Source organism: Cupriavidus ulmosensis (assembly GCF_977008105.1).
This window is the reverse complement of the sequence record NZ_CDRMWP010000001.1, coordinates 2714933-2740121: the sequence shown is the minus strand read 5'-3', so window position 1 is coordinate 2740121 and position 25189 is coordinate 2714933. Positions and strand designations below refer to the sequence as shown.

The window sequence follows — 25189 nt, the reverse complement described above, 5'->3', positions numbered from 1 at the left end:
AATGTGTCTATCGGGGCGATTTTGGGCGAAATAGTGTATTAAACGGCGCGTTTTGTCATGCGCATGTCATCCTCCTGGCGACCGTCAAAGAGACTTGCCGTCGACTTACAAGAAGATCTCGTGATGTCATGGAATTGTCATATACGGGGCATAAAGTTCGACGTGTCAAAAAATTGTCATTCCCCAACCATGTCTCTGGAGGACATATGAAGCTGGTCAAGACTGCCGTAGCAGGCATCGTGTCGTTGGTGGTGGCGGGCACTGCGTTCGCGGCGGAAATTACCGGTGCTGGCGCATCTTTCCCGGCGCCCGTGTATTCCAAGTGGGCCGACGCATACCAAAAGGCAACGGGTAACAAGGTCAACTATCAATCCATCGGTTCGGCCGGCGGCATCAAGCAGATCGGCGCGAAGACCGTCGATTTCGGTGCTTCGGACGCACCCCTCACGGACGACGAACTGGCCAAGCAAGGCCTCGTGCAGTTCCCGACGGTGATCGGCGGCGTGGTGCCGGTGATCAACCTGCAGGGCGTCAAGCCGGGCGAGCTGACCATCACTGGCGAAGTGCTGGCCAACATCTACCTGGGCAAGATCAAGAAGTGGGACGATCCCGCCATCAAGGCGCTGAACCCGCACGCCAAGCTGCCGAGCCAGGACATCCTGCCGGTGCGCCGCGCCGACGGTTCGGGCACGACCTTCATCTTCACCAACTACCTGACCAAGGTCAGCTCGGACTGGAAGAGCTCGGTCGGTGAAGGCACCACCGTCAACTGGCCGGGCGGCGGCACGGGCGGCAAGGGCAACGAAGGCGTGGCCGCGTTCGTGCAGCGCCTGAACGGCGCGATCGGCTACGTCGAGTACGCCTACGCCAAGCAGAACAAGATGACCTACCTGAACATGAAGAATTCTTCGGGTGCGGTCGTGCAGCCCAGCGACGACGGCTTCAAGGCCGCCGCCGCCGGCGCGGACTGGAGCAAGACGTACTACCAGATCCTGACCAACCAGCCGGGCAAGGCCGCATGGCCGATCGCCGGCGCCACCTTCATCCTGCTGCACAAGAGCCAGGAAAAGCCGGCGCAAGGCACCGAAGTGCTGAAGTTCTTCGACTGGGCCTACAAGAGCGGTGCCGCGATGGCCACCGACCTGGACTACGTGCCGCTGCCGGAAGGCGTCGTCAACCAGATCCGCAACACCTGGAAGACCTCGGTGAAGGACGGTTCGGGCAAGTCGCTGTACTGATGCCGGGCTGACCGCCATCGCCGGGCCCTGGCGCCCGGCCTGGCGGTTTTGCCTGTCCGGCGCCGGCCTGGCGCCGGACAGGCAAGACCGCGGCAGACGCTGCCGCGCCGCTGTACCGAAGTACCGAATACCTGAGTATCCAAGGCATCCGCCGCGTCCGCGCGGGCATGCAGCGCGGGCCCCGCAGTCCGCGGCCGCGCTGGCAGCGGGCGGTACGCCACCTAAACGAACCCCAATATCACATCATGGCGACTACATCCGATCTATCCGCAGTGCGGCCCCCCAGCCGCACCGGTGACATCCTGTTCGGTGGCCTGACGCGCGGCGCCGCCATCGTGACCCTGCTGCTGCTCGGCGGCATCATCGTATCGCTCGCGATCAGCGCCTGGCCGTCGATCCAGACCTTCGGCCTGCGCTTCCTGTGGACCGCCGAGTGGGATCCACCCGCGGACGTCTACGGCGCGCTGGTGCCGATCTACGGCACCCTCGTCACGTCGCTGATCGCCCTGATCATTGCGGTGCCCATCAGCTTCGGCATCGCGCTGTTCCTCACCGAGCTGTCGCCGGCCTGGCTGCGCCGCCCGCTCGGCACCGCCATCGAGCTGCTGGCCGCGGTGCCCTCGATCGTCTACGGCATGTGGGGCCTGCTGGTGTTCGCGCCGATCTTCGGCGAATACTTCCAGAAGCCGCTGGCCGCCACCGTGGGGCAGCTGCCGCTGATCGGCAAGCTGTTCCAGGGCGCGCCGCTGGGCATCGGCCTGCTGTGCGCGGGCGTGATCCTGGCCATCATGATCATTCCGTACATCGCCTCGGTGATGCGCGACGTGTTCGAAGTGACGCCGGTGCTGCTCAAGGAATCGGCCTACGGCGTGGGCTGCACCACGTGGGAAGTGATGTGGCGCGTCGTGCTGCCCTACACCCGCGCCGGCGTGATCGGCGGCGTGATGCTGGGCCTGGGCCGCGCGCTGGGCGAGACCATGGCGGTCACGTTCGTGATCGGCAATACCAACCTGCTGGACAGCCCGTCGCTGTTCTCGCCGGGCAACAGCATCACCTCGGCACTCGCCAATGAATTCGCCGAAGCCGGCGCCGGCCTGCACACGGCCGCGCTGATGGAGCTCGGCCTGATCCTGTTCTTCATCACTTTCGTGGTCCTCGCGCTGTCCAAGATCCTGCTGCTGCGCCTGGCCAAGAGCGAGGGCGCAAAATGAGCCAAGCCTCGATGTCCACTTCTTCGTCGATGCCGGCCGTGAGCCAGGACGCGGATGCCGTGCGCACGCGCCTGCAGGCGCGCCGCCGCCGCACCAACGTCTATGCGCTGGCCGCGTCGCTGGGCGCGATGGGCTTCGGCCTGTTCTGGCTGGCGTGGATCCTCTGGACCACCATCACGCTGGGCGTGGGCGGCATGTCGCTCGACCTGTTCACGCAGATGACGCCGGCGCCGAACACCGCCGGCGGCGGCCTGGCCAACGCCATCTACGGCAGCTTCGTGATGGTCGGGGTGGCCACGCTGATCGGCACGCCGCTGGGCATCCTGGCCGGCATCTACCTGGCCGAGTACGGCAAGAAGTCGCCGCTGGCCAGTTTCATCCGCTTCATCAACGACATCCTGCTGTCGGCGCCGTCGATCGTGATCGGCCTGTTCGTCTACGCGCTGGTGGTGACCCGCATGGGCCATTTCTCCGGCTGGGCGGGGGTGTGCGCGCTGGCGCTGCTGCAGGTGCCGATCGTGGTGCGCACCACCGAGAACATGCTGAACCTGGTGCCCAACGCGCTGCGCGAGGCCGCCTTCGCCCTGGGCACGCCCAAGTGGAAGATGGTGCTGTCGATCACGGTGAAGTCGTCCTACGCGGGCATCGTCACCGGCGTGCTGCTGGCGGTGGCGCGCATCGCCGGCGAGACCGCGCCGCTGCTGTTTACGGCCTTGTCCAACCAGTTCTGGACCAGCGACCTGAACAAGCCGGTGGCCAACCTGCCGGTGACGATCTTCCGCTTTGCCATGAGCCCGTTCGTGGAGTGGCAGCAACTGGCGTGGGCCGGCGTGTTCCTGATCACCATCGGCGTGCTGGCGCTCAACATCGTCGCGCGCATGCTGTTCAAGAAGTGACCGGCGGCCCATATCGCCCTTGTTGCATAGACGCCCGAACCGGCAAACCGAAAATTTCCTGCGAGAGACGAGCATGACCTCGACCGTCATCGACATTCCCGATACGACCCGCGCCAAGATCGACGTGCGCAACCTGAACTTCTACTACGGCCAGTTCCATGCGCTGAAGAACGTCAACATGTCGATCCCCGAACGCAAGGTGACGGCCTTCATCGGCCCGTCCGGCTGCGGCAAGTCGACGCTGCTGCGCACCTTCAACAAGATGTACGCGCTCTATCCGGAGCAGCGTGCCGAGGGCGAGATCAACATGGACGGCGACAACCTGCTGACCGCCAAGCAGGACATCGCCCTGCTGCGCGCCAAGGTCGGCATGGTGTTCCAGAAGCCCACGCCGTTCCCGATGTCGATCTACGACAACATCGCCTTCGGCGTGCGCCTGTTCGAGAAGCTGTCGCGCTCGGAGATGGACGACCGCGTGGAGTGGGCGCTGTCCAAGGCCGCGCTGTGGAACGAAGTCAAGGACAAGCTCAACCAGTCGGGCTACGGCCTGTCGGGCGGCCAGCAGCAGCGCCTGTGCATCGCGCGCGGCATCGCCATCCGCCCCGAGGTGCTGCTGCTCGACGAACCGTGCTCGGCGCTGGACCCGATCTCGACCGGCCGCATCGAAGAGCTGATCGCCGAGCTGAAGGACGACTACACCGTGGTCATCGTCACGCACAACATGCAGCAGGCGGCGCGCTGCTCGGACTACACCGCGTACATGTACCTGGGCGAGCTGATCGAGTTCGGCGAGACCGAGAAGATCTTCATCAAGCCGCACCGCAAGGAAACGGAAGACTACATCACCGGCCGCTTCGGCTGATTGAGCGCTGCGCGCATAATGCACAGCATACGAACAACGGCATCAGTGGAATTTGCGGAACACTTGCAGGACCAGAGGCCAGGAGAACAACATGTCTGACAAGCATCTGTCGACCCAATTCGACGCCGACCTCAACGCCATCAGCACGAAGCTGCTGCAGATGGGCGGGCTGGTCGAATCGCAGATCGAGACCGCCATGCGGGCGCTTTCCGAATTCGACGGCGCGCTCGCCGACCAGGTGGTGGAGCGCGAGCAGCGCCTCAACGCGCTGGAGCTCGAGATCGACGCCGACTGCGGCAACATCATCGCGCGCCGCCAGCCCACCGCGCGCGACCTGCGCCTGGTGATGGCGATCTCCAAGACCATCACCAACCTCGAGCGCGCGGGCGACGAGGCCGAGAAGATCGCCAAGCGCACCAAGCACATCATGGAAGACGCCGGCGCGCACCAGATCAACTATTCCGAGGTGAAGCTCTCGGGCGACCTGGCCATCGCGCTGCTGCGCCAGGCGCTGGACGCCTTCGCGCGCCTGGACACCGTGGCCGCCGCCCGCATCGTCAAGGACGACAAGGCCATCGACGACGAATTCCGGGCCTTCGTGCGCAAGCTCATCACCTACATGATGGAAGACCCGCGCACCATCTCGGTCGCGCTGGATTTCCTCTTCATCGCCAAGGCGATCGAGCGCATCGGCGACCATGCCAAGAATATCGCCGAGTTCATCATCTACATCGTCAAGGGCACCGACGTGCGCCACGCCTCGCGTGAGGACATGGAGCGCGAAGCGCTGAGTTGACGGGCGCCATAGCGGAGAGAAAATACATGCCAAGCAGCATTCTTGTCGTCGAAGACGAACCGGCGATCGCGGAACTGATCGCGGTCAACCTGCAACACGCTGGACACTATCCGATCCGGGCCTACAACGCGGAGCAGGCACTGTCGCTGATGAGCGACGTGCTGCCCGACCTGGTCCTGCTCGACTGGATGCTTCCGGGCAAGTCGGGGGCAACCTTCGCGAAGGAACTGCGCAACAACGACCGCACCAAGCAGATCCCGATCATCATGCTCACCGCGCGCAGCGAGGAGCAGGACAAGGTGATGGGGCTCGAGGCCGGCGCCGACGACTATGTCACCAAGCCGTTCTCGCCCAAGGAACTGCTGGCGCGCATCAAGGCGGTGTTGCGCCGCCGCGCGCCGCAGCTCACCGACGATGTGGTCGCCATCAACGGCCTGCGCCTGGACCCGGCCACGCACCGCGTCACCGGCCACGACGAGTCGGGCCTGCTCAAGCTCGACCTCGGCCCCACCGAGTTCCGCCTGCTGCACTTCCTGATGACGCATCCCGAGCGCGTGCACAGCCGCTCGCAACTGCTGGACCAGGTGTGGGGCGACCACGTGTTCGTCGAGGAACGGACCGTGGACGTGCACATCAAGCGCCTGCGCGCGGCCCTGACGCCCGGCGGCTACAGCAATATGATCGAGACGGTACGCGGCAGCGGCTATCGCCTGGCGCGCGGCCCGAGCCACTGAACCCGGGCCGGCCGTGCCGGCGCCGGCGTGGCGGCGGGGCCGCCGCAGTCGCCCTAGCCGCCGGTGCCGCCGGTGCCGCGGCCGGCGCGCCGCCAGCCGGCTCTCCGGCGGACCCGCGCGCGCCGCGCGTCCAGCCAGCCCTGTCACCCCCGCTTCACCCGCCTGTCATGCGCCTGTTGCCGATTTCGTGGCACACTCCACCGCATCGCGCGCGGGCCTGCGGCCTGCCTGACCTTCCCCCTTCTTCATGAACGTCATCTGGGCCCGCTCGGCGGCCATCCTGATCGTCCTCGGCCTGGCATCCGCCGGGCTGTATTTCCTGTCCGGCCCGGTGTCGGCGCTGTCGTTCCTGTGCGCCGCGCTGCTCGGCCAGCTGCTGTACTACCTGTACCAGATCAACCGCCTGTGGCGGGTGCTGGACGCGCCGGCCTACGGCGAGATCCCGAGCGCGCTCGGGCTGTGGGGCGAGGTGTATTACCGCCTGCACCGCCTGGTCAAGCGCTGGCGCATGCAGGTGCTGCAGGTGGAGCAGCAGCACACGCGCTTCATCCAGGCCATCCAGGCCTCGCCCAACGGCGTGCTGATGCTCGACGACGCCGACCAGATCGAGTGGTGCAACGACGTGGCCGAGCAGCATTTCGGCCTCAACGCGCGGCGCGACGTGCGCCAGCGCATCACCCACCTGATCCGCCGCCCCGAGTTCGTGCAGTACCTGACGCTGCAGCGCTTCGACGATCCGCTGCTGATGCGCGACCTCGGCGAGCACAAGCGCAGCGTGATCGCCGTGCAGATCCTGCCCTACGGCGAGAACCGCAAGCTGGTGCTGACCAACGACATCACCAAGCTGGAGAACACCGAGGCCATGCGGCGCGACTTCGTCGCCAACGTCTCGCACGAGCTGAAGACGCCGCTGACGGTGCTGACCGGCTTCCTGGAAACCGTGCGTGACCTGCCGGTGTCGGAGCAGGACCGCAACCGCTACCTGGACATGATGCTGGTGCAGTCGATGCGCATGCAGCATCTGGTCGAGGACCTGCTGGTGCTGGCCAAGCTCGAGAGCGACGCGCTGCCGCCGAGCTACGACCGCGTCGACATGGCCAGCATGGCGGCCCACCTCGTGCACGATGCCGAGGCGCTGTCGCAGGGGCGCCACCAGCTCAGCGCGGACATCGACCCCGAGGTGCAGATCCGCGGCGCCGAGACCGAGCTGTTCTCCGCGTTCGGCAACCTGGTCTCGAACGCGGTGCGCTACACGCCGGACGGCGGGCGCATCGGCATCAGGTTGAGCTACGAGAACGAGCACGCCATCTTCGCGGTCAGCGATACCGGCCTGGGCATCGCCGCCGACCACATCCCGCGCCTGACCGAGCGGTTCTACCGCGTCGACCGCAGCCGCTCGCGCGACACCGGCGGCACGGGCCTCGGGCTGGCGATCGTCAAGCACGTGCTGTCGCGCCACCATGCCGACCTGCGCATCACCAGCGAAGTGGGGCGCGGCAGCGTGTTCCGCGTGGTGTTCCCGCCCGACCGCAGCGGCCACGCGCCGGTTCCCGCCGCGCACCCGCAGCCCGATCATTCGCGCCAGCCGCCGCAGAAGGCCGCCTGAACGGCAAGGCCGCGCGCCGGGACCGGACATGCCGGCCTCCGGCGCGCGGCCACCGCGGCACGCCGGGCGTGCCGCGGGTGACTTGCGTGCGGTATTCCGCCGCCGGCGTCAGGCCGCGGCGAACATCGCCAGCAGGTCGTTCTGGCTGACGTGCGGCTGCCTGGACTTGGTGTGCTTGCGCAGGTAGGTGCCGTCGGACTGCATGACCCAGGCCGAGGCGTTGTCTTCCAGGTGCACGCGCAGGCTTTCCTTGATCACGCGCGCCTTGAGGGCCTTGTCCAGCACCGGGAACGCCACTTCCACGCGGCGGAACAGGTTGCGGTCCATCCAGTCCGCGCTGGACAGGTAGGTCACTTCGGCGCCGTCGGCCAGGAAGTAGTAGACGCGGTGATGCTCGAGGAAGCGCCCGACGATGGAGCGCACCGAGATGTTCTCCGACATGCCCGGCACGCCGGGCCGCAGCGCGCATACGCCGCGCACGATCAGGTCGATCTTCACGCCCGCGCGCGAGGCCTTGTAGAGCTCGTCGATGATGGACGGCTCGAGCAGCGCGTTCATCTTGGCGATGATGCGCGCGCGCTTGCCGGCGCGGGCGTTGCGGGCCTCGGCGCGGATGTGCTCCACCAGGTTGCTGTGCATGGTGAACGGCGACTGCCACAGGTGGTTCAGGCGGATCGTGCCGGCGGTGCCGGTGAGCAGCTGGAACACGTGCTGCACGTCCTCGCAGATTTCCTCGTTGGCAGTCAGCAGGCCGAAGTCGGTGTACAGCCGGGCGGTGCGCGGATGGTAGTTGCCGGTGCCGAGGTGGGCGTAGCGGCGCAGCTTGAACTGCTTGCTCTTGGCGCCGGTCAGCTCGCGCCGCACGATCAGCAGCATCTTGGCGTGGCACTTGTGGCCCACCACGCCGTAGACCACGTGGGCGCCGGCCGATTCGAGCCGCTCGGCCCAGTTGATGTTGGTCTCTTCGTCGAAGCGCGCCAGCAGCTCCACCACCACCGTGACTTCCTTGCCGTTGCGCGCCGCGGTCATCAGCGCCTCCATCACCGGCGACTCGTTGCCGGTGCGGTAGACGGTCTGCTTGATGGCCACCACGGCGGGATCGACCGCGGCCTGCTGCAGCAGGTCCAGCACCGAGCTGAAACTCTCGTAGGGATGGTGCAGCAGCACGTCCTGCTGGCGGATCGCGTCGAACATCGGCACGCCCGGCGTGAACACCTTGACCGGCGCGGGCACGTGCGGCGGGAACTTGAGGGCAGGGCGGTCCACCAGGTCGGGGATCTGCATGAGCCGCACCAGGTTGACCGGGCCGCTCACGCGGTAGACGTCCTGCTCGCCGAGCCCCGATTCGAGCAGCAGGCGGCGCGCGATCGCCGGCGGCGTGTCGGAGGAAATCTCCAGGCGCACGGTGTCGCCGAAATGGCGCGCCGGCAGCTCGCCCTGCAGCGCTTCGCGCAGGTCGGTGATGTCGTCCTCGGAGACGAACAGGTCGGAGTTGCGGGTCACGCGGAACTGGTAGCAGCCGTTGACCTGGATGGCGGGGAACAGCTCGTGCACGAAGCCCTGCATGAACGACGACAGCAGCACGAAGCCGTAGGGGAAGCCGGACAGCTCCTCGGGCATGCGCACCATGCGCGGCAGCGCGCGCGGGGCCTGCACGATGGCGAGGTCGGCCTCGCGGCCGAAGGCGTCCTTGCCCGAGAGCTCGACCACGAAGTTCAGGCTCTTGTTGAGCACGCGCGGGAACGGATGGGCCGGATCGAGCGCGATCGGCGTGAGCACCGGGCCCAGCTCGCGCAGGAAGAAGCTGCGCGCCCATTCGCGCTGCGCGTCGTTCCAGGTCGAGGTCAGGTGGAAGAACACGCCCTCCTTCTCCAGGAGGGGGAAAATCACGTTCTGCAGCATGTCATACTGCGAGGCCACGAGTTTCTGCATGCGCTCGGTGACGAGCTGGTAGGCCTGCTGCAGCGAGAGGCCGTCGGGCGTGATGCCGGACGGATTGTCGCGCATCTGTTCCTTGAGCCCGGCCATGCGGATCTCGAAGAACTCGTCCAGATTGCTTGAAACGATGCAGATGAACTTGAGCCGCTCCAGCAGCGGTACCTTGGGGTCAGCGGCCTGCGCCATCACGCGCGAATTGAATTCCAGGAGGCCCAGCTCGCGATTGAGCAGCGCGCCGGGGGGGCTAGTCGACATTGGCATGACCTTCTTATGGTGATGCGGCGACTTTTTCATAGAATCGTGTCAGATTGATGACAAAGTGATTTTGTCATGATGTCGACACGATAAAGACATATTTTCTGTTCCCGGGCGCATGGCGTCCCGTGACACTGCTAACTGTGCCGCGCCGTGCGGCCGCTATCCAGATTTCCCTACCGCGATGAACCAAAACCCACGCTTGCTGGCCGCCGTCGACATGGGCTCCAACAGCTTCCGCCTGATGATCGGCCGGGTCGACGAAAGCCAGACCGCGTCCGGCACGGCGAGCCAGATCTTCCAGGTCGACGCCCTGCGCGAGCCGGTGCGCCTGGCGGCGGGTCTGACGCCCGACAAGTACCTCGACCAGCCGGCCCGCCGGCGCGGCATCGATGCCCTGCGGCGCTTCGGCGACCGCCTGCGCGACTTCTCCGCCGACCACGTGCGCGCGGTGGCCACCAACACCCTGCGCGTGGCCAAGAACGCCTCGGAGTTCCTGATCGAGGCGGAGAACGCGCTCGGCTTTCCGATCGAGGTGATCGCCGGGCGCGAGGAAGCGCGGCTGATCTACCTGGGCGCCTCGCACGACGCGCCGGCCTGCACCGGCAACCGGCTGGTGGTGGACATCGGCGGCGGCTCGACCGAGTTCATCATCGGCAACGGCTACTCGTCCAAGCTGATGGAGAGCCTCTACATCGGCTGCGTCTCGCACAGCCGGCAGTTCTTCCCGAGCGGCAACGTCGACGAATACGCGATGAAGCAGGCCGAGCTGGCCGCGCGCCGCGAGATCCAGGTGCTGGTGCGCCAGTACCGCGCCGCCGGCTGGCAGCAGGCGGTGGGCTCGTCGGGCACCGCGCGCGCGCTGGCCGAGCTGATCGAGCTCAATGGCATGAACGACAACCCGGCCGAGCACGGCATCACGCGCGAGGGCCTGGAGCGCCTGAAGCGCGCGCTGGTCAAGGCGGAGAACGCCAACCGCGTCAAGCTGGTGGGGCTCAAGGCGGACCGCATCCCGGTGCTGCCGGGCGGCCTGTCGATCATGCTCGGCGTGTTCGCCGAGCTGGACATCGAGCGCATGGACGTCACCGACGGCGCGCTGCGCCTGGGCGTGCTGTACGACCTGCTGGGGCGCACGCACCACGAGGACATGCGCACCATCACGGTGGACCAGTTCATGCGGCGCTACGGCGTCGACCGCGCGCAGGCGCTGCGCGTGCAGCAGGCCGCGCTGGGGCTGCTGGCGCAGTTCCCGGAGCCGCGCCACGAGCGGCGCGACGACAACCTCGCGCTATTGGGCTGGGCCGCCGGCCTGCACGAGATCGGCATGAGCATCTCGCACAGCGGCTATCACAAGCACTCGGCCTACATCGCCACCCATGCCGACATGCCGGGCTTCTCGAAGACCGACCAGGCGCGGCTGGCCACGCTGCTGCTCGGCCATGCCGGCAAGCTGGGCAAGCTGTCGGGCAGCGGCAAGTTCGTGGACTGGCGCATGCTGTTCAGCCTGCGGCTGGCCTTCGTGCTGTGCCGGCGCCGCGCCGACGAGCCGCTGCCGGACATCACCGTGGGCCAGCGCTCGGACGCGCTCGACGACGGTTTCGAGGTGCGCCTGCCCAAGGCCTGGATCGAAGCCAATCCGCTGGTCGAATACAGCCTGGCGCAGGAGGCCGACGAGTGGGAGCGCATCGGCAAGCGCTACAAGGTGGTGTACGCCTGAACGGCGCATGGCGAAGGCGGGAGGGCAGGAGCGCCCCGCCCGCGGCCACCGCTGGCCCGGCCCGCGCGAACGGCGGCCGTCCGTGCTGCGCCGCGCGCGGTGCTCAGACGCCGCGGTTCAGGCCGAGGAAGTGGCGCGCGTAGCGCGGGTTCATGTCGTTGACGCGCAGCAGCGTGAGGAAGTCCGCCACGTTGAAGTCGGGGTCCCAGGCCGGCATGCCGCAGATGCGGGCGCCGAGGCGCAGGTAGCCCTTGATGAGCGCGGGCGGCTCCACGTCGAGCGTCTGGTTCAGCTCGTCGATCGGCAGCGGCAGGCGCGGGAAGGCGTGGTATTCGATCGGTGCCAGCGCGCGTTCGGCGAACACGCGGTACAGGCTGGCCGCATAGTGGCCGCCGTCGCTCATCGGCACGCTGGCGCAGCCCAGCATCGACTCGATGCCCCAGCGCTGCAGGTACTCGCCCAGGCCGCCCCACAGCGCCATGATGACGCTGCCCGAGCGGTAGTCGCGGTGCACGCACGAGCGGCCCAGTTCGACCATCTTGGGCTTCAGGTGGGCCAGGCGCACGAGGTCGAATTCCGACTCGGCGTACAGGCAGCCGATGCGCTTGGCCTGGTGCGGCGCCATCACGCGGTAGGTGCCGACGACCTTGAGCGTGGCGAGGTCGCGCACGATCAGGTGGTCGCAATAGGCATCGAACATGTCCACGTCGAGTTCGTGCGCGGACGGGTTCAGCCGCGCGCCCATTTCCTCGGCGAAGACCTTGTAGCGCAGGCGCTGGGCCTCGACTACTTCATCCTGGTGGCGCGCCCACGCCACGCTGAAAGCAGGCTGTTCATGCGCTTGGGCATGTGCTTGCGCAGGTGGCGGGCGATGAAGACGCCTCCGCGCCGAATGGCCGGCTTGGCCATTGGGCAGGGAATCGAACAACGGCTGGGTGGGCGTCGGGAGATCTCGCATCAGTATGTCCTTTAGGTGACGAAACTGTTGCAACCGAATGTAGATACGGCAGGTGACAGTGCCGTGAAGCGGTCATGACGGTTCGGTGACTGTACAACGGCGCGCGCCACCTCTGCAACGGCAGTGTTGCCCGGATGGCACTGGCGCCGCCGCCGGGGGCTCCGGCGCGCGGCGTTGGCGCTAGAGGAATTCGGGGTTGATCACGGCCCGCAGCACGACCTGCGATTCGCTTTCGCGGGTGCGGCCGGACAGCCACCAGATGCCGCTCTTGCGCACGCTCCAGTTGATCTCGGAGCCCGCCAGCAGCAGGCTGGCGAGGCGCCCGAGCCAGGGCTGGTGGCCGACCACCACGGTGTGCTCGGCGCCCTGCGGCCAGTCGATGGCGGCCAGCACCGCGCTGACGTCCGCGCCGGGCGCGAGGTCGGGCAGCACTTCGGCGTTCTCGCGCAGCGCGGCGGCGGTTTCGCGCGTGCGCAGCGCGGGGCTGCACACCACGCGCGCGCCGGGCGGCAGATGCGCGCGCAGCCATGCGGCGGACGCATCGGCCTGCTTGTGGCCGCGCCGCGTCAGCGGGCGCTGCAGGTCGGCATTGCGGGTCAGGCCGAGCGCGGCGGGCAGTTCCTCGGCTTCGGCGTGGCGCCACAGGATCAGGTTCATGGCAGCGGGGAAAATCGCGGGATGGGGTGGCGGGGCGAGGTCGGCAACGGAGCGGACGGCACGAGGAGTATGGCGACGCGCGCCGCGGCGCGCAAGGCGGGCAAACACCCGTCGGATGCGCCCGAGCGTTGCATGCCGGCATGACGGCCATGTGACCGGCGGGACATGCGCGGAGGCGCGGCAGCGCGGCGGGCGGAGCAGTCGTGCGGGAATGCGGGGGAGGGGGACGCGCGGATGTCGGATGCGTGGATATGACGCCGCCGCCGAAGCCGGTCTGTGCGGGAACGCACATTCGGGCCGCGGCGGCACGACGCCGCTCCGGGGCAGGGCCGCGCCGGGCGGCGCCCTCGGGAAGCGGTCAGGCGCGGCGTCCGCCGTGGCGGCGGGCGCCGCAGAGCATCAGGCCTTGTGGCGGAAGTTGATGCGGCCCTTGGTCAGGTCGTAGGGCGACATTTCCAGCGTCACGCGGTCGCCGGCCAGGATGCGGATGCGGTGCTTCTGCATCTTGCCCGACGCATAGGCCCAGATCTCCACGCCGTTTTCCAGCGTGACGCGGTAACGGTTGTCGGGCAGGGCTTCCGAGACAACACCGCCAAATTCAATCAGTTCTTCCTTAGCCAATCTCTTTCCTTTACTGCAGCCGGGGCTGCATGAATGTCGGTAAATCCGGTGAGGCGGGTGCCGGCTTGCCGCCGGCGTTTCCGCAAGGTCCGGGTGCCGGCAGTGACAAGCGCCGGCTTGCTTGGGTGCGCCGAAGGTTGCGAAGAGGCAAGCTGACCCGGACCGGCACGGCAACTGCGCGTGCAATGAGGTCCACGTTAGGGAATCGCCAGGGGGCGCGTCAGAGCCCGGCCGATTGCCTTGCCGGTTGCGGCCGCGTGCCAAGGCGGCCGTGCTACCGTGGTGGGCGCGGAGCGATGCGAGGGCAGGATGCTTCCGGTGGCTCGCCGGCACTGCGCCGCAAAGCGTGCTGCAAAGCGGCATCCGGCAGGGGCGCCCGGTTACAGGGCATGCTGCATTCACCCCGGGCTAACGCGCGATTGTACCATGAGCGGGCCCGGCAGGCGCGCCAGCATGCCGGCGCGCCGGCACTTGCGTGGCCGGTGCGGGCGGGGCCGGAAAGCATGCGGGAGGACGGAAGGCAGGCCGCGGAGTGACCCGGGCGGCGCCTGGCCGTGTCCGGACCCGGCGGCGGTCCTTGTGCGGGGCAAGGCATCCCGCGCGTTTGCCGCGGCGGTGCATTGTTGCGGTGCGGCGAAGGCTGTGGCGGCTGCACGAAAGTGGCGCGTGCCTCATCTTCCAGCGCCTGCTCGCGGCGCGCGGCGCACGAAAAAACGCGCGAAAAAAAGGCTTAGACCCGATGGTCTAAGCCTTTGATCTCATTGCCAAATACTGGTCGGGGCGACATGATTCGAACATGCGACCCTCTGATCCCAAATCAGATGCGCTACCAGGCTGCGCTACGCCCCGAAGCGGCGAATTGTAGCCCGGCGCGGGGGCGGGGGTCAAACTTTGTTTGGCTTGCCGGGCAGGCTGCCCGGCACCGCCGGCGCGGCTGCCGCCGCCATCGGAAGGGATCGGGTCCGCTTGACTTGAGCGCGAGCGCTGACATAATCCGCACACCCCGGCAGCCACGCTCCCGCGCCCGGTCAGGCGCAGGGCGGGCGGGCCGCCGGCGGCCCGCGGCCATGAAAACAGGGCCGCAGCAACGACCACAAGAGCGCCCCGCCACGATAGCGGGGCCTGCCCCAGACCGCCGGGGCGCAAGGAAGGCGGCCGATGTGCAAAAAGAATGGCGCAAACCTTCCGGGCTGCGGGTCCCGGGAGGCGCATGGCGGCGCGACGTAGCGCCGCCTGCCAGTTGGACGGGGAAATCATGTTTCAGTCGCAGGTCAGTGTGCTGGTCGCAGCCGTATTCGGGCTGCAGATGGCGGTCGTCTTCGCCGTATTGCGGCGCACGCCGGGCATGGGCCGTGCCGGGCTGAGCGCGTGGGTGGCCGGTGAATTGCTGGTGACGGCCGCCGCCGCGCTGCTGGCCGCGCAGGGCTACCTGCCGGGCTGGCCGGTGCTCGGCCTGGCCGACGTGCTGATGACGGCGGCGCTCTCGCTGATGGTGTACGGCACGCGCCGCTTCTACGACCGCAGCGGGGCCGCGGCCTCGCTGTGCATGCTGAATCTCGTGGTGCTGGGCGGCACGGTCTATTTCGAGCTGTCCGGCGCGCCGCCGGCCGGCCCCGCGCTGCTGTCCGCGCTGGCCAATCTCTATCTGCCGCTGGCCTTGCTGCGCGTGGTGGCGCCGCAGGTGCCCGCGCGCCGCGGCACCGGCCGCCTGGCCGCGCTGTCGCTCGGCCTGATCGCGCTGGCATGCGCGGGCATGGGTTTCTACCAGGCCGCCGAGCTGACGCTGGTGCCGGCCGGGCTGCTGGCGCTGCCCAGGCAGGTGCCGCAGGAGACCTTCACCATCCTGCATGCTTTCGGCATCGTCAGCCTGTCAGTCAGCTTCGCGCTGATGGCGCACGACCGCCTGCGCCGCCGGCTCGAGCGCCGCGCCAGCTATGACGACCTGACCGACGTGCTGTCGCGCGGCCCCTACTGGGCGACGCTGGAGGAAGCCTGCCAGGAAGCGGAGCGGCTGCACCAGCCGCTTACGGTCGCCTTCATCGACCTCGATCATTTCAAGGCCATCAACGATCTCTACGGGCATCTCGCCGGCGACAGCGTGCTGCGCCACTTCGGCGGCCTGCTGCGCAAGACCGTGCGCAGCGGCGATTTCGCCGGGCGCCTGGGCGGCGAGGAATTCGGCATCGCCATGCCCGGCACCGCGCTCGAGCAGGGGCGCGCGCTGAGCCTGCGCCTGAGCACGCTGGTGCGCGCGACGCCGTGCCCGTCGGAGCCGGACGCGATCTCGTACACGGTCAGCATCGGCATGGCGGAGCGGCTGCCGGGCGAAGGCGCGGACGGCCTCATGCGCCGCGCCGACAACGCGCTCTACGACGCCAAGACGATGGGGCGCAACTGCGTCTCCACCCAGCCCACCGAGCGCGCCTCCGGCCTGGGCTCGGCGGCGCGCATCCGCGTCTCCCAGGCTTCCTGACGCGCGCCGGGGCGCATGGCGGTGCTCACGCCGGGCGTGCGCTGAGGTAGAATGCTGGCCTCCACGCCGGCCCGGCGCTTGCTCGCCGCGGCCGCGCCATCCGCCCTTAGCTCAGTTGGATAGAGCACTCGCCTTCTAAGCGAGCGGTCACACGTTCGAGTCGTGTAGGGCGGGCCACTGCCTCTCTCCGCTCTCCGTAGGTCTTCCACTTCCAGGTGCTCCGCCACGTCCGGCTTCACGGCATCAATGACGCATGCGGTGAACATGGTCGAGCGCCAGCCGTTTCCTCGGCGGGAAGGCATCGCGCGCGCATCCGGCATCCGTCCGGGTCCTGGCCGGCGCCGCGCGCCGGCGTGGACTAAGATGCCACGATGACCTTCCCAGGCAAGCCCATGCTGAATTCCCGCGGCGGCACCAGCAAGGTGCATTACTGGCTGGCCGGCGGTGCCTGCGTGCTGCTGGCCGCGGCGGCGGCGCGCCACGCGCTGCTCCTGGCGGTGGAGAGCGGCGCGTTCGAGCCCAAGCCGGCCAGCGCCGCCGGCGCGCTCACGCCCGACCGGCTCGGCGCGCCGTCCCGCCAGTTCGCGTTCGCCAGCGGCGCGCGCCTGCTGCGCGCGTCGTGCGTGCAGGCGCCGCGCGCCGACGCGCCGGCGCTGCTGATCTATCACGGCGACGAGGAAAACCTCTCCGACTGGGCCCATGCGCAGGCGCTGCTGTATCGCAACGGCATCACCTCGTGCGTGTTCGACTACAGCGGCTACGGGGCGAGCGGCGGCAAGCCCGGCGTGCGCCGCCTGCGCGAGGACGGCATGGCGGCGTACGACCAGTTCCTGGCGGCCACGCCGCGTGCGGCGCGGCGCTATGTGATGGGATTCTCGCTCGGCTCGGGCGCGCTGCTCGACGTGGCGCAGGCGCTGCGGCCGGCGCCGGCCGGCATGGTGATCGCGGCCGGCTTTACCTCGGCGCGCGCGGCGGCGGTGGTCACGGGGCGCGTGCCGGCCTGGATGGCGCGCCTGCTGCCCGAGCCGTGGGACAACGAGGAGCGCCTGCGCCGTTCGCGGCTGCCCGTGCTGGTGGTCCACAGCCGCGCCGACGACGTGATTCCGTTTTCCCATGCCGAGCGCCTGGCGCGCGCCGCCGCCGGGCCCCGGCGCCTGGTCGCGCTGGCGGCGCTGCCGCACGACGCCGCCATCGAGCCGCAATGGCAGGAGGCGTTCTGGGCGCCGGTCGTGGCCTACCTGCGTTCGGGCAATCTTGGCGAGGCGGGCGGCATGGGCGCTGCGGCCGGCGACTAAAGCCGCTGGCCGCACGAACGAAAAAAGGGCGCCGGCCGGAGCCGCGCGCCCTTTTTCGCGGTGGCGGCGGCGTTGCCGCCGCGCCGCCTACGCTTCCGCGGGCAGGCTCGCGCCGACCGTGTTGAAGCCGGCGTCCACGTAGGTGATCTCGCCGGTCACGCCGCTGGCGAGGTCGGACAGCAGGAAGGCGGCCACGTTGCCGACTTCCTCGATGGTCACGTTGCGGCGCAGCGGCGCGGCTTCCTCGAAGTGGCCCAGCAGCTTGCCGAAGCCCTTGATGCCGGAAGCTGCCAGCGTCTTGATCGGGCCGGCCGAGATGCCGTTGGCGCGGATGCCGCGCGGGCCGACCGACGCGGCCAGGTAGCGCACGCTGGCTTCCAGCGAAGCCTTGGCCAGGCCCATCGTGTTGTAGTTGGGCACCGTGCGTTCCGCGCCGAGGTAGGTCAGCGTCAGCAGCGAGGCCGTGTCCGACAGCATCGGCAGCGCGGCCTTGGCCAGCGCGGGGAAGCTGTAGGCGGAAATGTCGTGGGCCACGCGGAACGCTTCGCGCGAGAGGCCTTCGAGGAAGTCGCCGGCGATCGCCTCGCGCGGCGCGAAGCCGATCGAGTGGACCAGGCCGTCGAGCTTGTCCCAGTGCTTGCCCAGTTCGGCGAAGGTGGCGGCGATCTGCTCGTCGCTGGCGACGTCGCATTCGAGCACGATGCTGCTGTCGAATTCCTTGGCGAAGTCGTTGATGCGGTCCTTGAAACGTTCGCCGACGTAGGTGAAGGCGAGTTCCGCGCCTTCGCGTTTGCAGGCCGATGCGATGCCGTAGGCAATCGAGCGGTTGGACAGCAAGCCGGTGATCAGGATTCGCTTACCTGCCAGAAATCCCATAGGTTCTCCAATGATGTTCGGGGCGGACGGGCACGATTCGTGCAATGCCGTCCGGGGTTGCGGCGCGCCCCGCGCGAAGGCCGCGCTGCGGCAGCCCGAGGGCCGGCGTGTCTGCTGCGCCGCGTACTGGAATGTCCGGATGGCTGGGTGTCATCCGATCCAATGTAAAATTGTCTCATAACTTGACCGCGCCGCCGACGGCCGCGGCTTGTCCGATTCAGGCGGAGGTTTCCAACCGGATGTATATTCGCGCACGTAGACCGCTTCAGGCGGCATGGCAGCGCATGCGCACGTTTGCGGTGCTGGGTTGTGGACTTCTTGCCCTGGCTGCCGCAGGTTTCCCCCTGTCCGCCGGCGCGGCCCACGGTTTTGCGCAGTATGGCGAACTCAAGTACCCCGCCGGTTTCACCCATTTCGACTACGTCAATCCCGACGCCCCGCGCGGCGGCACGCTGACGCTGGCCAATCCCGACCGCCGCACCAGTTTCGACAAGTTCAACCCGTTTACGCTCAAGGGCACCTCGGCCCCGGGCGTGAACACGCTGATGTTCGAGTCGCTGCTGATCGCCAGCGCCGACGAGACCGCCAGCGCCTACGGCCTGCTGGCCGAGGATGTCGCGGTGGCGCCGGACGAGCTCTCGGTGACTTTCCGCCTGCGCCCGCAGGCGCGTTTCAGCAACGGCGACCCGGTGCGGGCCAGCGACGTCAAGTATTCCTACGACATGCTGATGAGCAAGGCTTCCAGCCCGGGCTACCGCAGCATGTGCATGGACGTGAAGTCGGTCACCGTGGTGGACCCGCGCACGGTGCGCTTCGATTTCCGCCAGCGCAACATCGAGCTGCCGCTGATCGTCGGCTCGCTGCCGGTGTTCTCGAAGAAATGGACCGCCACCACGCCGTTCGAGAAACTGACCTTCGAGGCGCCGGTGGCCAGCGGCCCGTACCTGATCGAGCGCTATGACGCCGGGCGCGGCATCACCTTCAAGCGCGACCCGGGCTACTGGGGCAACGACCAGGCCGTGCGGCGCGGCACCTTCAACTTCGACCGCGTGGTCTACCGCCTCTACAAGGACGAGACCGCCAAGCTCGAGGCCTTCAAGGCCGGCGAGTTCGACGCCATCGTGGAATACAAGGCCAAGAGCTGGGCCAAGAGCTACGAGGGCAAGCGCTTTTCCAGCGGCGAGCTGCTCAAGACCGATTTCCCGCACCGCAACGGCGCCGGCATGCAGGGTTTCGTGATGAACATGCGCAAGCCGATGTTCCAGGACGTGCGCGTGCGGCAGGCCCTGATCCTGGCGCTGGACTTCGAATGGCTCAACCGCCAGTTGTTCTACGGCGCCTACCGGCGGCTCGACAGCTGGTTCTCCAACAGCGAGCTGGCCGCCAGCGCCACCTTCGACGGGCGCCCCGGCCCCGGCGAGCTGGCGCTGCTCGAGCCGCTGCGCGCGCAACTGGCGCCCGAAGTGTTCGGCCCCATCGTCACGCAGCCCAACACCGATGCGCCGCGTTCGCTGCGCGACAACCTGCGCGCCGCGCGCCGGCTGCTGGCGCAGGCGGGCTGGACCTACGAGGACGGCGCGCTGCGCAACGCCAAGGGCGAGCCCTTCGTGTTCGAGTTCCTGGACGACGGCGGCGCCATGAGCCGCGTCATCACCACCTACGTGCGCAACCTGGAAAAGCTGGGCATCGAGGTGAACCAGCGCACCACGGATTTCGCGCTGTACCAGAAGCGCCTCGAGGATTTCGATTTCGACATGGTGTCGATCCGCTTCCCGGACTCGCAGAGCCCGGGCAACGAGCTGCGCGACCGCTTCAACAGCGAGGCCGCCGGCACGCCGGGCTCCGACAACCTGTTCGGCCTCAAGTCGCCGGCGGTCGACCGCCTGGTGGACAATGTGCTGCACGCCCACACGCGCGAGGACCTGGTCAGCGCCGGGCGCGCGCTGGACCGCGTGCTGATGCACGGCTACTACATCGTGCCGAACTGGTACAGCGCGTCGCACCGCGTGGCGTACCGCAAGGAACTGGTCTATCCGCAGCGCCTGCCGTACTACTACACGGCCGAGGGATGGATCCTGAGCAACTGGTGGCGCGCCGACGCCAGGCCGCCCGCCCGCTGAGCGCGGACGGCAACTGAAGGAACCGAGATGCTCGCTTACCTGTTCAAGCGCGTGCTGCTGATGATCCCGACCCTGATCGGCGTCATCACCCTGACGTTCGTGGTGATCCAGTTCGTGCCCGGCGGCCCCGTCGAGCAGATGATGATGGAGATGAAAGGGCGGGGCGCCGGCGGCGAGGCCAGTGGCGGCGGCGCGGAATATCGCGGCCGCCGTGGCGTGGACCCGGACAAGATCAAGGAGATCCAGGCGCTGTACGGCTTCGACAAGCCGCCGCTCGAGCGCTATTTCATCATGCTCAAGCGCTTCGCGCGCTTCGACCTGGGGCAGAGCTACTTCCAGCACCGCAGCGTGTGGGAGCTGGTGAAGTCCAAGATGCCGGTGTCGATCAGCCTGGGCCTGTGGACCTTCTTCCTGACCTATCTCATATCGGTGCCGCTCGGCATCTCCAAGGCGATCCGCGCGGGCAGCCGCTTCGACGTCGTGACCAGCATGGTGGTGCTGGTCGGCTATGCCATTCCGGGCTTCGTGCTGGGCGTGCTGCTGCTGGTGCTGTTCGGCGGCGGCACCTTCGTGCAGTGGTTCCCGCTGCGCGGGCTGACCTCCGACGACTGGGACCAGCTTTCGATGATGGGCAAGGTGATGGACTACCTGTGGCACCTCGTGCTGCCGATCACCGCCTCGGTGGTGGGCAGCTTCGCGGTCATCACCATGCTGACCAAGAACGCCTTTCTCGAGGAAATCCGCAAGCAGTACGTGCTGACCGCGCGCGCCAAGGGCCTGGCCGAGCGCCGCGTGCTGTGGAAGCACATCTTCCGCAACGCGCTGATCCCGCTGGTGACCGGCTTCCCGGCGGCCTTCATCGGTGCCTTCTTCACGGGCTCGCTGCTGATCGAGACGCTGTTCTCGCTCGACGGCCTGGGCCTGCTGTCCTACGAGGCGGTGCTGCGGCGCGACTATCCGGTCGTGCTGGGCACGCTCTACCTGTTCACCCTGATCGGCCTGGTGACGCGGCTGATCTCCGATGTCTGCTACGTGATGGTCGACCCGCGCATCCACTTCGAGGCGGTGCACCGATGAAATTCCGCACGCGCGCGCCATCCAGCGGCCTGCCGCATTCGCCATCGCCGCGCCAGCGCGCGTGGCAGCGCTTTCGCTGCAACCGGCTGGGCTACTGGAGCCTGATCCTGTTCATCGGCATCTTCGTGCTCAGCCTGTTCGCGGAAGCGCTGTCGAGCGACCGGCCGCTGGTGGTGAAGTACAAGGGCGAGTGGTATTTCCCGATCGTCAAGGTCTATCCCGAGACCACCTTCGACGGCGACTTCCCCACGCGCACCGACTATCTCGACCCGTTCATCCGCGACCGCATCACCAGCAACGGCAACTTCGCCGTGTTCCCGCCCAACCGGTATTCGTACGACACGCTCAACTACTTCTCGAAGGAGCCCAACCCGGCGCCGCCTTCGGCGGAGAACCTGCTGGGCACCGACGACCGCGGGCGCGACGTGCTGGCGCGGCTGCTCTACGGCTTCCGCGTCTCGGTGCTGTTCAGCCTGGCGCTGACGCTGATCGGCGTGTTGATCGGCACGCTGACCGGCGCGCTGATGGGCTTCTTCGGCGGGCGCTTCGACCTGATCTCCCAGCGCGCCATCGAGATCTGGAGCTCGATGCCGGAGCTCTACCTGCTCATCATCTTCGCCTCCATCTTCACGCCCAGCCTGGCGCTGCTGATCATCCTGCTGTCGCTGTTCGGCTGGATGGGCCTGTCGGACTACGTGCGCGCCGAGTTCTACCGCAACCGCTCGCTCGACTACGTCAAGGCGGCGCGCGCGCTCGGCCTGTCGAACGTGCAGATCATGTGGCGCCACATCCTGCCCAACAGCCTGACGCCGGTCATCACCTTCCTGCCGTTCCGCATGAGCGCGGCCATCCTGGCGCTGACCAGCCTCGACTTCCTCGGCCTGGGCGTGCCGCCCACCACGCCCAGCCTGGGCGAGCTGCTGGCGCAGGGCAAGGCCAATCTCGATGCCTGGTGGATCTCCCTGTCGACCTTCGCCGTGCTGGTGCTGACCCTGCTGCTGCTGACCTTCATGGGCGACGCGCTGCGCGACGCCTTCGACACCCGCCTGGGCCTGGCGCAACTGCGCGGCCGCGCGGAGCCGAAGGCACCCGAAGGCTCGCCCGCCGCCGAGGTGACGCCATGAGCGCGCTGCCGCAGGCCGGCGCGGGCGGCCGCGCGAAGGGGGGCAAGCCACGCGAGCCAGGCAGTGGCGGCGGCCCGCTGATGTGCATCGAGCGCCTGTCGGTGACGTTCGGCCAGGGCGAGGATGCCACCCGCGCGGTGCGCGACGTCAGCTTCGACCTGTGCGCCGGCGAGCGTTTCGCGCTGGTGGGCGAATCGGGCTCGGGCAAGACCGTGACCGCGCTGGCCATGCTGCGGCTGGTGGAGGACGCGCGCTACCAGGGCGCGGTGCGCTTCGAGGGGCGCGATCTGATGCAGGTGTCCGAGCGCGAGATGCGGGGCATCCGCGGCGCCGACATCGCGATGATCTTCCAGGAGCCGATGACGGCGCTCAACCCGCTCTACACGATCGGCAACCAGATCGTGGAGACGCTGTCGCTGCACGAGGGCCTGGACCGCCGCGCCGCGCGCGAGCGCGCCGTGGCGTTGCTCGAGCGCACCGGCATCAGCGATGCGGCAAACCGTTTCGACAGCTTCCCGCACCAGCTCTCGGGCGGCCAGCGCCAGCGCGCCATGATCGCGATGGCGCTGGCCTGCCGGCCCAAGCTGCTGCTGGCCGACGAGCCCACCACGGCGCTCGACGTCACCATCCGCGTGCAGATCCTCGACCTGCTGCGCGACCTCCAGGCCGAGTTCGGCATGGCGGTCATGCTGATCACGCACGACCTCAACCTGGTGCGGGCCTTCGCCCAGCGCGTGGGCGTGATGGAGAAAGGCGTGCTGGTGGAGGTCGGCAAGACCGCCGAGGTGTTCGCCGCGCCAAGCCATCCCTATACCCGCAAGCTGATCGACAGCCGGCCGCGCCGCGAGGTGCTGCCGCTGGTGCCGCTGGCGCCGGTGCTGCTGGAGGCCCGGCAGCTGTGCGTGAACTACGCGCGCAAGAAGCGCGGCATGGCCGGCTGGTTCGGCCGCGAGCAGTTCGCGGCGGTCAAGGACGTGGATTTCACGCTGCGCGAGGGCGAGACGGTCGGCATCGTCGGCGAGTCGGGCTCGGGCAAGACCACGCTGGCCCACGCCGTGCTGAACCTGACCCGGCGCAGCGGCGGCGACATCCGCTTCCTGGGCCGCGGCCTGGACGAGGTCTCGCGGCGCGAGCGCAGCACGCTGCGCTCGCGCCTGCAGGTGGTGTTCCAGGACCCGTTCGGCTCGCTGTCGCCGCGCATGACCATCGAGCAGATCGTGGGGGAGGGGCTGGCCCTGCACCAGCCCGGCCTGTCGCGCGACGCCATGCGCCAGCGCGTCACCGAGGCGCTGCGCGAGGTCGGCATGGACCGCACCGCGCTGGGACGCTACCCGCACGAGTTCTCGGGCGGCCAGCGCCAGCGCGTGGCGATCGCGCGCGTGCTGATCCTCAAGCCGCAGGTACTGGTGCTGGACGAGCCGACCTCGGCGCTCGACGTGTCGATCCAGCAGCAGGTGCTGGCGCTGCTGACGCAGTTGCAGCGCAAGTACAACCTCAGCTACCTGTTCATCAGCCACGACCTGGCGGTGATCCGCGCGATGGCCCATCGCGTCATCGTGATGAAGTCCGGCGAGGTGGTCGAGGCGGGCGATACCGAGGCGGTGCTGGGCGCGCCGCAGCACGCTTATACGCGCAAGCTGATGCTGGCGGCCGAGATTGGTGCGCCCGAGCCGGTCGGGCCGCAAATTGGTGCAGCCGAAACCGGGGTGTCACCGGGTTGACTCGGGACTGACATACGATAAACAAGAAAGCAGATGCGACTTCCGATGTATGGGCTTGATTCCAAAGCCTTTTAGGGGGATTTTGTAACGCACTTTGACATGCGCGTGACAACCTTATACCATCCGGCGAGAAGTATTTTCAGGGGTGGTTCGCGCGCCGCTTATGAGCGACGCGAGTGTTTTGCATCACATAAGCGGCTGGTCTGCTTATTGCATGCCGCCCACGGGGGAAATCACCCCAGTTGAATTCGAGCCGGTCCGGCGTGTCGTCCCGGGCCAGGCCAAGACCGATTGAACAGGAGAACCAATGCAGCGAACGGTACTTCATTCCCTGGCGCGCGCCGCCGTTGGAATTGCCATTGCCTGCGGTGCTGCTCTGTCGAATGGAGTGCTGGCTGATACGGTGTTCAAGGACCCCGACGCCCGCATCGATGCGCGTAGCGAGCTCAGCTCGGACCCGCATCCGGAAGGCAAGCGCGGCTTGCTGTCCTCGATGATGAGCTCCACCAGCCACGTCGCCAGCAAGGCCGGCGACCTCGTCATGAATGCCCTCGGGCTGATCGGCGTGCGCTACCGCTTCGGCGGCAACAGCCCGGAATCGGGCCTCGACTGCAGCGGCTTCGTGCGCTACGTGTTCAACGACACGTTCGGCTTCATGCTGCCGCGCCGCTCGGTGGAGATGAGCCAGGTCGGCACCACAGTGGCGGCCAGCGACCTGCGCCCCGGCGACCTGGTGTTCTTCAACACCATGCGCCACACGTTCTCGCACGTCGGCATCTATATCGGCGACAACAAGTTCGTGCACGCGCCGTCCACCGGCAGCAAGATCCGCGTGGACGACATGCGCGCCTCGTACTGGGTCACGCGCTACAACGGCGCGCGCCGCATCGACGACAACCTGCAGGGCGGCGTCGGCGCGGACAACCTCGGCAACATGGTCGAGACGCTCAAGCGCTTCGATCCGAACGCCGGCAACCGGACGCTCTACGGCGGCTGATCTCGGCCCGGACCGGA

General features: G+C 68.0%; 20 protein-coding genes and 2 tRNA genes. 16 read left to right on the top strand and 6 right to left on the bottom strand.

Going from position 1 to position 25189, the window contains the following annotated elements:
* The first annotated feature begins 206 nt into the window (after positions 1–206).
* The 7 genes from pstS to phoR all read left to right on the top strand — a co-directional run bounded on the left by pstS (position 207) and on the right by phoR (position 7343).
* Positions 207–1238, top strand: coding sequence for a phosphate ABC transporter substrate-binding protein PstS (gene pstS / locus ACWTPI_RS12460; protein WP_059413327.1), 1032 nt, complete (start codon positions 207–209; stop codon positions 1236–1238).
* Between the two features lie 245 nt (positions 1239–1483).
* Complete coding sequence (gene pstC, locus ACWTPI_RS12455; protein WP_029043583.1) at positions 1484–2449, top strand: phosphate ABC transporter permease PstC; 966 nt, start codon at positions 1484–1486, stop codon at positions 2447–2449.
* Positions 2446–3345: a phosphate ABC transporter permease PstA gene (gene pstA, locus ACWTPI_RS12450; RefSeq protein ID WP_029043584.1), complete on the top strand. Its 900-nt coding sequence runs from the start codon at positions 2446–2448 to the stop codon at positions 3343–3345. The genes pstC and pstA overlap by 4 nt, the downstream gene beginning before the upstream one ends.
* A gap of 73 nt (positions 3346–3418) precedes the next feature.
* Complete coding sequence (gene pstB, locus ACWTPI_RS12445; protein WP_020202891.1) at positions 3419–4207, top strand: phosphate ABC transporter ATP-binding protein PstB; 789 nt, start codon at positions 3419–3421, stop codon at positions 4205–4207.
* A gap of 91 nt (positions 4208–4298) precedes the next feature.
* Positions 4299–5003, top strand: coding sequence for a phosphate signaling complex protein PhoU (gene phoU, locus ACWTPI_RS12440; RefSeq protein WP_020202892.1), 705 nt, complete (start codon positions 4299–4301; stop codon positions 5001–5003).
* 26 nt (positions 5004–5029) lie between these two features.
* Positions 5030–5737, top strand: coding sequence for a phosphate regulon transcriptional regulator PhoB (gene phoB / locus ACWTPI_RS12435; protein ID WP_020202893.1), 708 nt, complete (start codon positions 5030–5032; stop codon positions 5735–5737).
* A gap of 247 nt (positions 5738–5984) precedes the next feature.
* Positions 5985–7343 (top strand): phosphate regulon sensor histidine kinase PhoR, encoded by a 1359-nt coding sequence (phoR, locus tag ACWTPI_RS12430; RefSeq protein ID WP_020202894.1) that lies wholly within the window; start codon positions 5985–5987, stop codon positions 7341–7343.
* A 108-nt stretch (positions 7344–7451) separates the two neighbouring features.
* Here phoR and ppk1 read toward each other — a convergent pair whose 3' ends face one another.
* The gene (gene ppk1 / locus ACWTPI_RS12425) at positions 7452–9575 is read right to left on the bottom strand and encodes a polyphosphate kinase 1 (protein WP_081651385.1); all 2124 of its coding nucleotides are present in this window, start codon (positions 9573–9575) and stop codon (positions 7452–7454) included.
* A 145-nt stretch (positions 9576–9720) separates the two neighbouring features.
* Between ppk1 and ppx the strand changes: the two genes are divergently transcribed.
* Positions 9721–11253, top strand: coding sequence for an exopolyphosphatase (gene ppx, locus ACWTPI_RS12420; RefSeq protein WP_029043585.1), 1533 nt, complete (start codon positions 9721–9723; stop codon positions 11251–11253).
* A gap of 103 nt (positions 11254–11356) precedes the next feature.
* Here the strand turns inward: ppx and ACWTPI_RS12415 are convergent, their stop codons facing one another.
* The 4 genes from ACWTPI_RS12415 to ACWTPI_RS12400 all read right to left on the bottom strand — a co-directional run bounded on the left by ACWTPI_RS12415 (position 11357) and on the right by ACWTPI_RS12400 (position 14338).
* Positions 11357–12211 (bottom strand): GNAT family N-acetyltransferase, encoded by an 855-nt coding sequence (locus ACWTPI_RS12415; protein WP_082079703.1) that lies wholly within the window; start codon positions 12209–12211, stop codon positions 11357–11359.
* Between the two features lie 180 nt (positions 12212–12391).
* Positions 12392–12868 carry a SixA phosphatase family protein gene (locus tag ACWTPI_RS12410; RefSeq protein WP_020202898.1) on the bottom strand — a complete coding sequence of 159 codons (477 nt, stop codon included), beginning with the start codon at positions 12866–12868 and terminating at the stop codon, positions 12392–12394.
* Between the two features lie 399 nt (positions 12869–13267).
* Positions 13268–13489, bottom strand: a complete 222-nt coding sequence (infA, locus tag ACWTPI_RS12405) for a translation initiation factor IF-1 (protein WP_017230249.1) — start codon at positions 13487–13489, stop codon at positions 13268–13270.
* Positions 13490–14261: 772 nt separating this feature from the next.
* Positions 14262–14338 (bottom strand) — tRNA-Pro (locus ACWTPI_RS12400).
* A 406-nt stretch (positions 14339–14744) separates the two neighbouring features.
* On the opposite strand from ACWTPI_RS12400, the gene ACWTPI_RS12395 reads away from it, so the two are divergent.
* The 3 genes from ACWTPI_RS12395 (at position 14745) to ACWTPI_RS12385 (ending at position 17257) form a co-directional block, all read left to right on the top strand.
* A complete protein-coding gene (locus ACWTPI_RS12395; protein WP_454731775.1) occupies positions 14745–15962 on the top strand; it encodes a diguanylate cyclase in 1218 nt (405 codons plus the stop codon).
* A 100-nt stretch (positions 15963–16062) separates the two neighbouring features.
* A tRNA-Arg gene (locus ACWTPI_RS12390) sits at positions 16063–16139 on the top strand.
* 215 nt (positions 16140–16354) lie between these two features.
* Positions 16355–17257 (top strand): alpha/beta hydrolase, encoded by a 903-nt coding sequence (locus tag ACWTPI_RS12385; RefSeq protein WP_059413330.1) that lies wholly within the window; start codon positions 16355–16357, stop codon positions 17255–17257.
* Positions 17258–17344: 87 nt separating this feature from the next.
* On the opposite strand, the gene fabI is transcribed toward ACWTPI_RS12385, so the two are convergent.
* The gene (gene fabI / locus ACWTPI_RS12380; protein WP_020423770.1) at positions 17345–18133 is read right to left on the bottom strand and encodes an enoyl-ACP reductase FabI; all 789 of its coding nucleotides are present in this window, start codon (positions 18131–18133) and stop codon (positions 17345–17347) included.
* Positions 18134–18372: 239 nt separating this feature from the next.
* Here fabI and ACWTPI_RS12375 point away from each other — a divergent pair, with 239 nt between their 5' ends.
* The 5 genes from ACWTPI_RS12375 to ACWTPI_RS12355 all read left to right on the top strand — a co-directional run bounded on the left by ACWTPI_RS12375 (position 18373) and on the right by ACWTPI_RS12355 (position 25172).
* Positions 18373–20253: an extracellular solute-binding protein gene (locus ACWTPI_RS12375; RefSeq protein WP_029043587.1), complete on the top strand. Its 1881-nt coding sequence runs from the start codon at positions 18373–18375 to the stop codon at positions 20251–20253.
* A 27-nt stretch (positions 20254–20280) separates the two neighbouring features.
* Entirely contained in the window at positions 20281–21330 is a 1050-nt protein-coding gene (locus ACWTPI_RS12370; RefSeq protein ID WP_059413333.1) for a microcin C ABC transporter permease YejB, read from the top strand.
* Positions 21327–22454, top strand: a complete 1128-nt coding sequence (locus ACWTPI_RS12365; protein WP_020202904.1) for an ABC transporter permease — start codon at positions 21327–21329, stop codon at positions 22452–22454. The genes ACWTPI_RS12370 and ACWTPI_RS12365 overlap by 4 nt, the downstream gene beginning before the upstream one ends.
* Positions 22455–22534: 80 nt before the next feature.
* On the top strand, positions 22535–24175 hold the full coding sequence (locus ACWTPI_RS12360; protein WP_059413419.1) for an ABC transporter ATP-binding protein: 1641 nt from the start codon (positions 22535–22537) through the stop codon (positions 24173–24175).
* 307 nt (positions 24176–24482) lie between these two features.
* Positions 24483–25172 (top strand): C40 family peptidase, encoded by a 690-nt coding sequence (locus ACWTPI_RS12355; protein ID WP_029043588.1) that lies wholly within the window; start codon positions 24483–24485, stop codon positions 25170–25172.
* The last annotated feature ends 17 nt before the right edge of the window (positions 25173–25189 follow it).

Coding starts and splice junctions, on each gene's coding strand:
- pstS (WP_059413327.1), top strand. CDS start 207: ATGAAGCTGGTCAAGACTGCCGTAGCAGGCATCGTGTCGTTGGTGGTG.
- pstC (WP_029043583.1), top strand. CDS start 1,484: ATGGCGACTACATCCGATCTATCCGCAGTGCGGCCCCCCAGCCGCACC.
- pstA (WP_029043584.1), top strand. CDS start 2,446: ATGAGCCAAGCCTCGATGTCCACTTCTTCGTCGATGCCGGCCGTGAGC.
- pstB (WP_020202891.1), top strand. CDS start 3,419: ATGACCTCGACCGTCATCGACATTCCCGATACGACCCGCGCCAAGATC.
- phoU (WP_020202892.1), top strand. CDS start 4,299: ATGTCTGACAAGCATCTGTCGACCCAATTCGACGCCGACCTCAACGCC.
- phoB (WP_020202893.1), top strand. CDS start 5,030: ATGCCAAGCAGCATTCTTGTCGTCGAAGACGAACCGGCGATCGCGGAA.
- phoR (WP_020202894.1), top strand. CDS start 5,985: ATGAACGTCATCTGGGCCCGCTCGGCGGCCATCCTGATCGTCCTCGGC.
- ppk1 (WP_081651385.1), bottom strand. CDS start 9,575: ATGAAAAAGTCGCCGCATCACCATAAGAAGGTCATGCCAATGTCGACT.
- ppx (WP_029043585.1), top strand. CDS start 9,721: ATGAACCAAAACCCACGCTTGCTGGCCGCCGTCGACATGGGCTCCAAC.
- ACWTPI_RS12415 (WP_082079703.1), bottom strand. CDS start 12,211: ATGCGAGATCTCCCGACGCCCACCCAGCCGTTGTTCGATTCCCTGCCC.
- ACWTPI_RS12410 (WP_020202898.1), bottom strand. CDS start 12,868: ATGAACCTGATCCTGTGGCGCCACGCCGAAGCCGAGGAACTGCCCGCC.
- ACWTPI_RS12395 (WP_454731775.1), top strand. CDS start 14,745: ATGTTTCAGTCGCAGGTCAGTGTGCTGGTCGCAGCCGTATTCGGGCTG.
- ACWTPI_RS12385 (WP_059413330.1), top strand. CDS start 16,355: ATGCTGAATTCCCGCGGCGGCACCAGCAAGGTGCATTACTGGCTGGCC.
- fabI (WP_020423770.1), bottom strand. CDS start 18,133: ATGGGATTTCTGGCAGGTAAGCGAATCCTGATCACCGGCTTGCTGTCC.
- ACWTPI_RS12375 (WP_029043587.1), top strand. CDS start 18,373: ATGTATATTCGCGCACGTAGACCGCTTCAGGCGGCATGGCAGCGCATG.
- ACWTPI_RS12370 (WP_059413333.1), top strand. CDS start 20,281: ATGCTCGCTTACCTGTTCAAGCGCGTGCTGCTGATGATCCCGACCCTG.
- ACWTPI_RS12365 (WP_020202904.1), top strand. CDS start 21,327: ATGAAATTCCGCACGCGCGCGCCATCCAGCGGCCTGCCGCATTCGCCA.
- ACWTPI_RS12360 (WP_059413419.1), top strand. CDS start 22,535: ATGTGCATCGAGCGCCTGTCGGTGACGTTCGGCCAGGGCGAGGATGCC.
- ACWTPI_RS12355 (WP_029043588.1), top strand. CDS start 24,483: ATGCAGCGAACGGTACTTCATTCCCTGGCGCGCGCCGCCGTTGGAATT.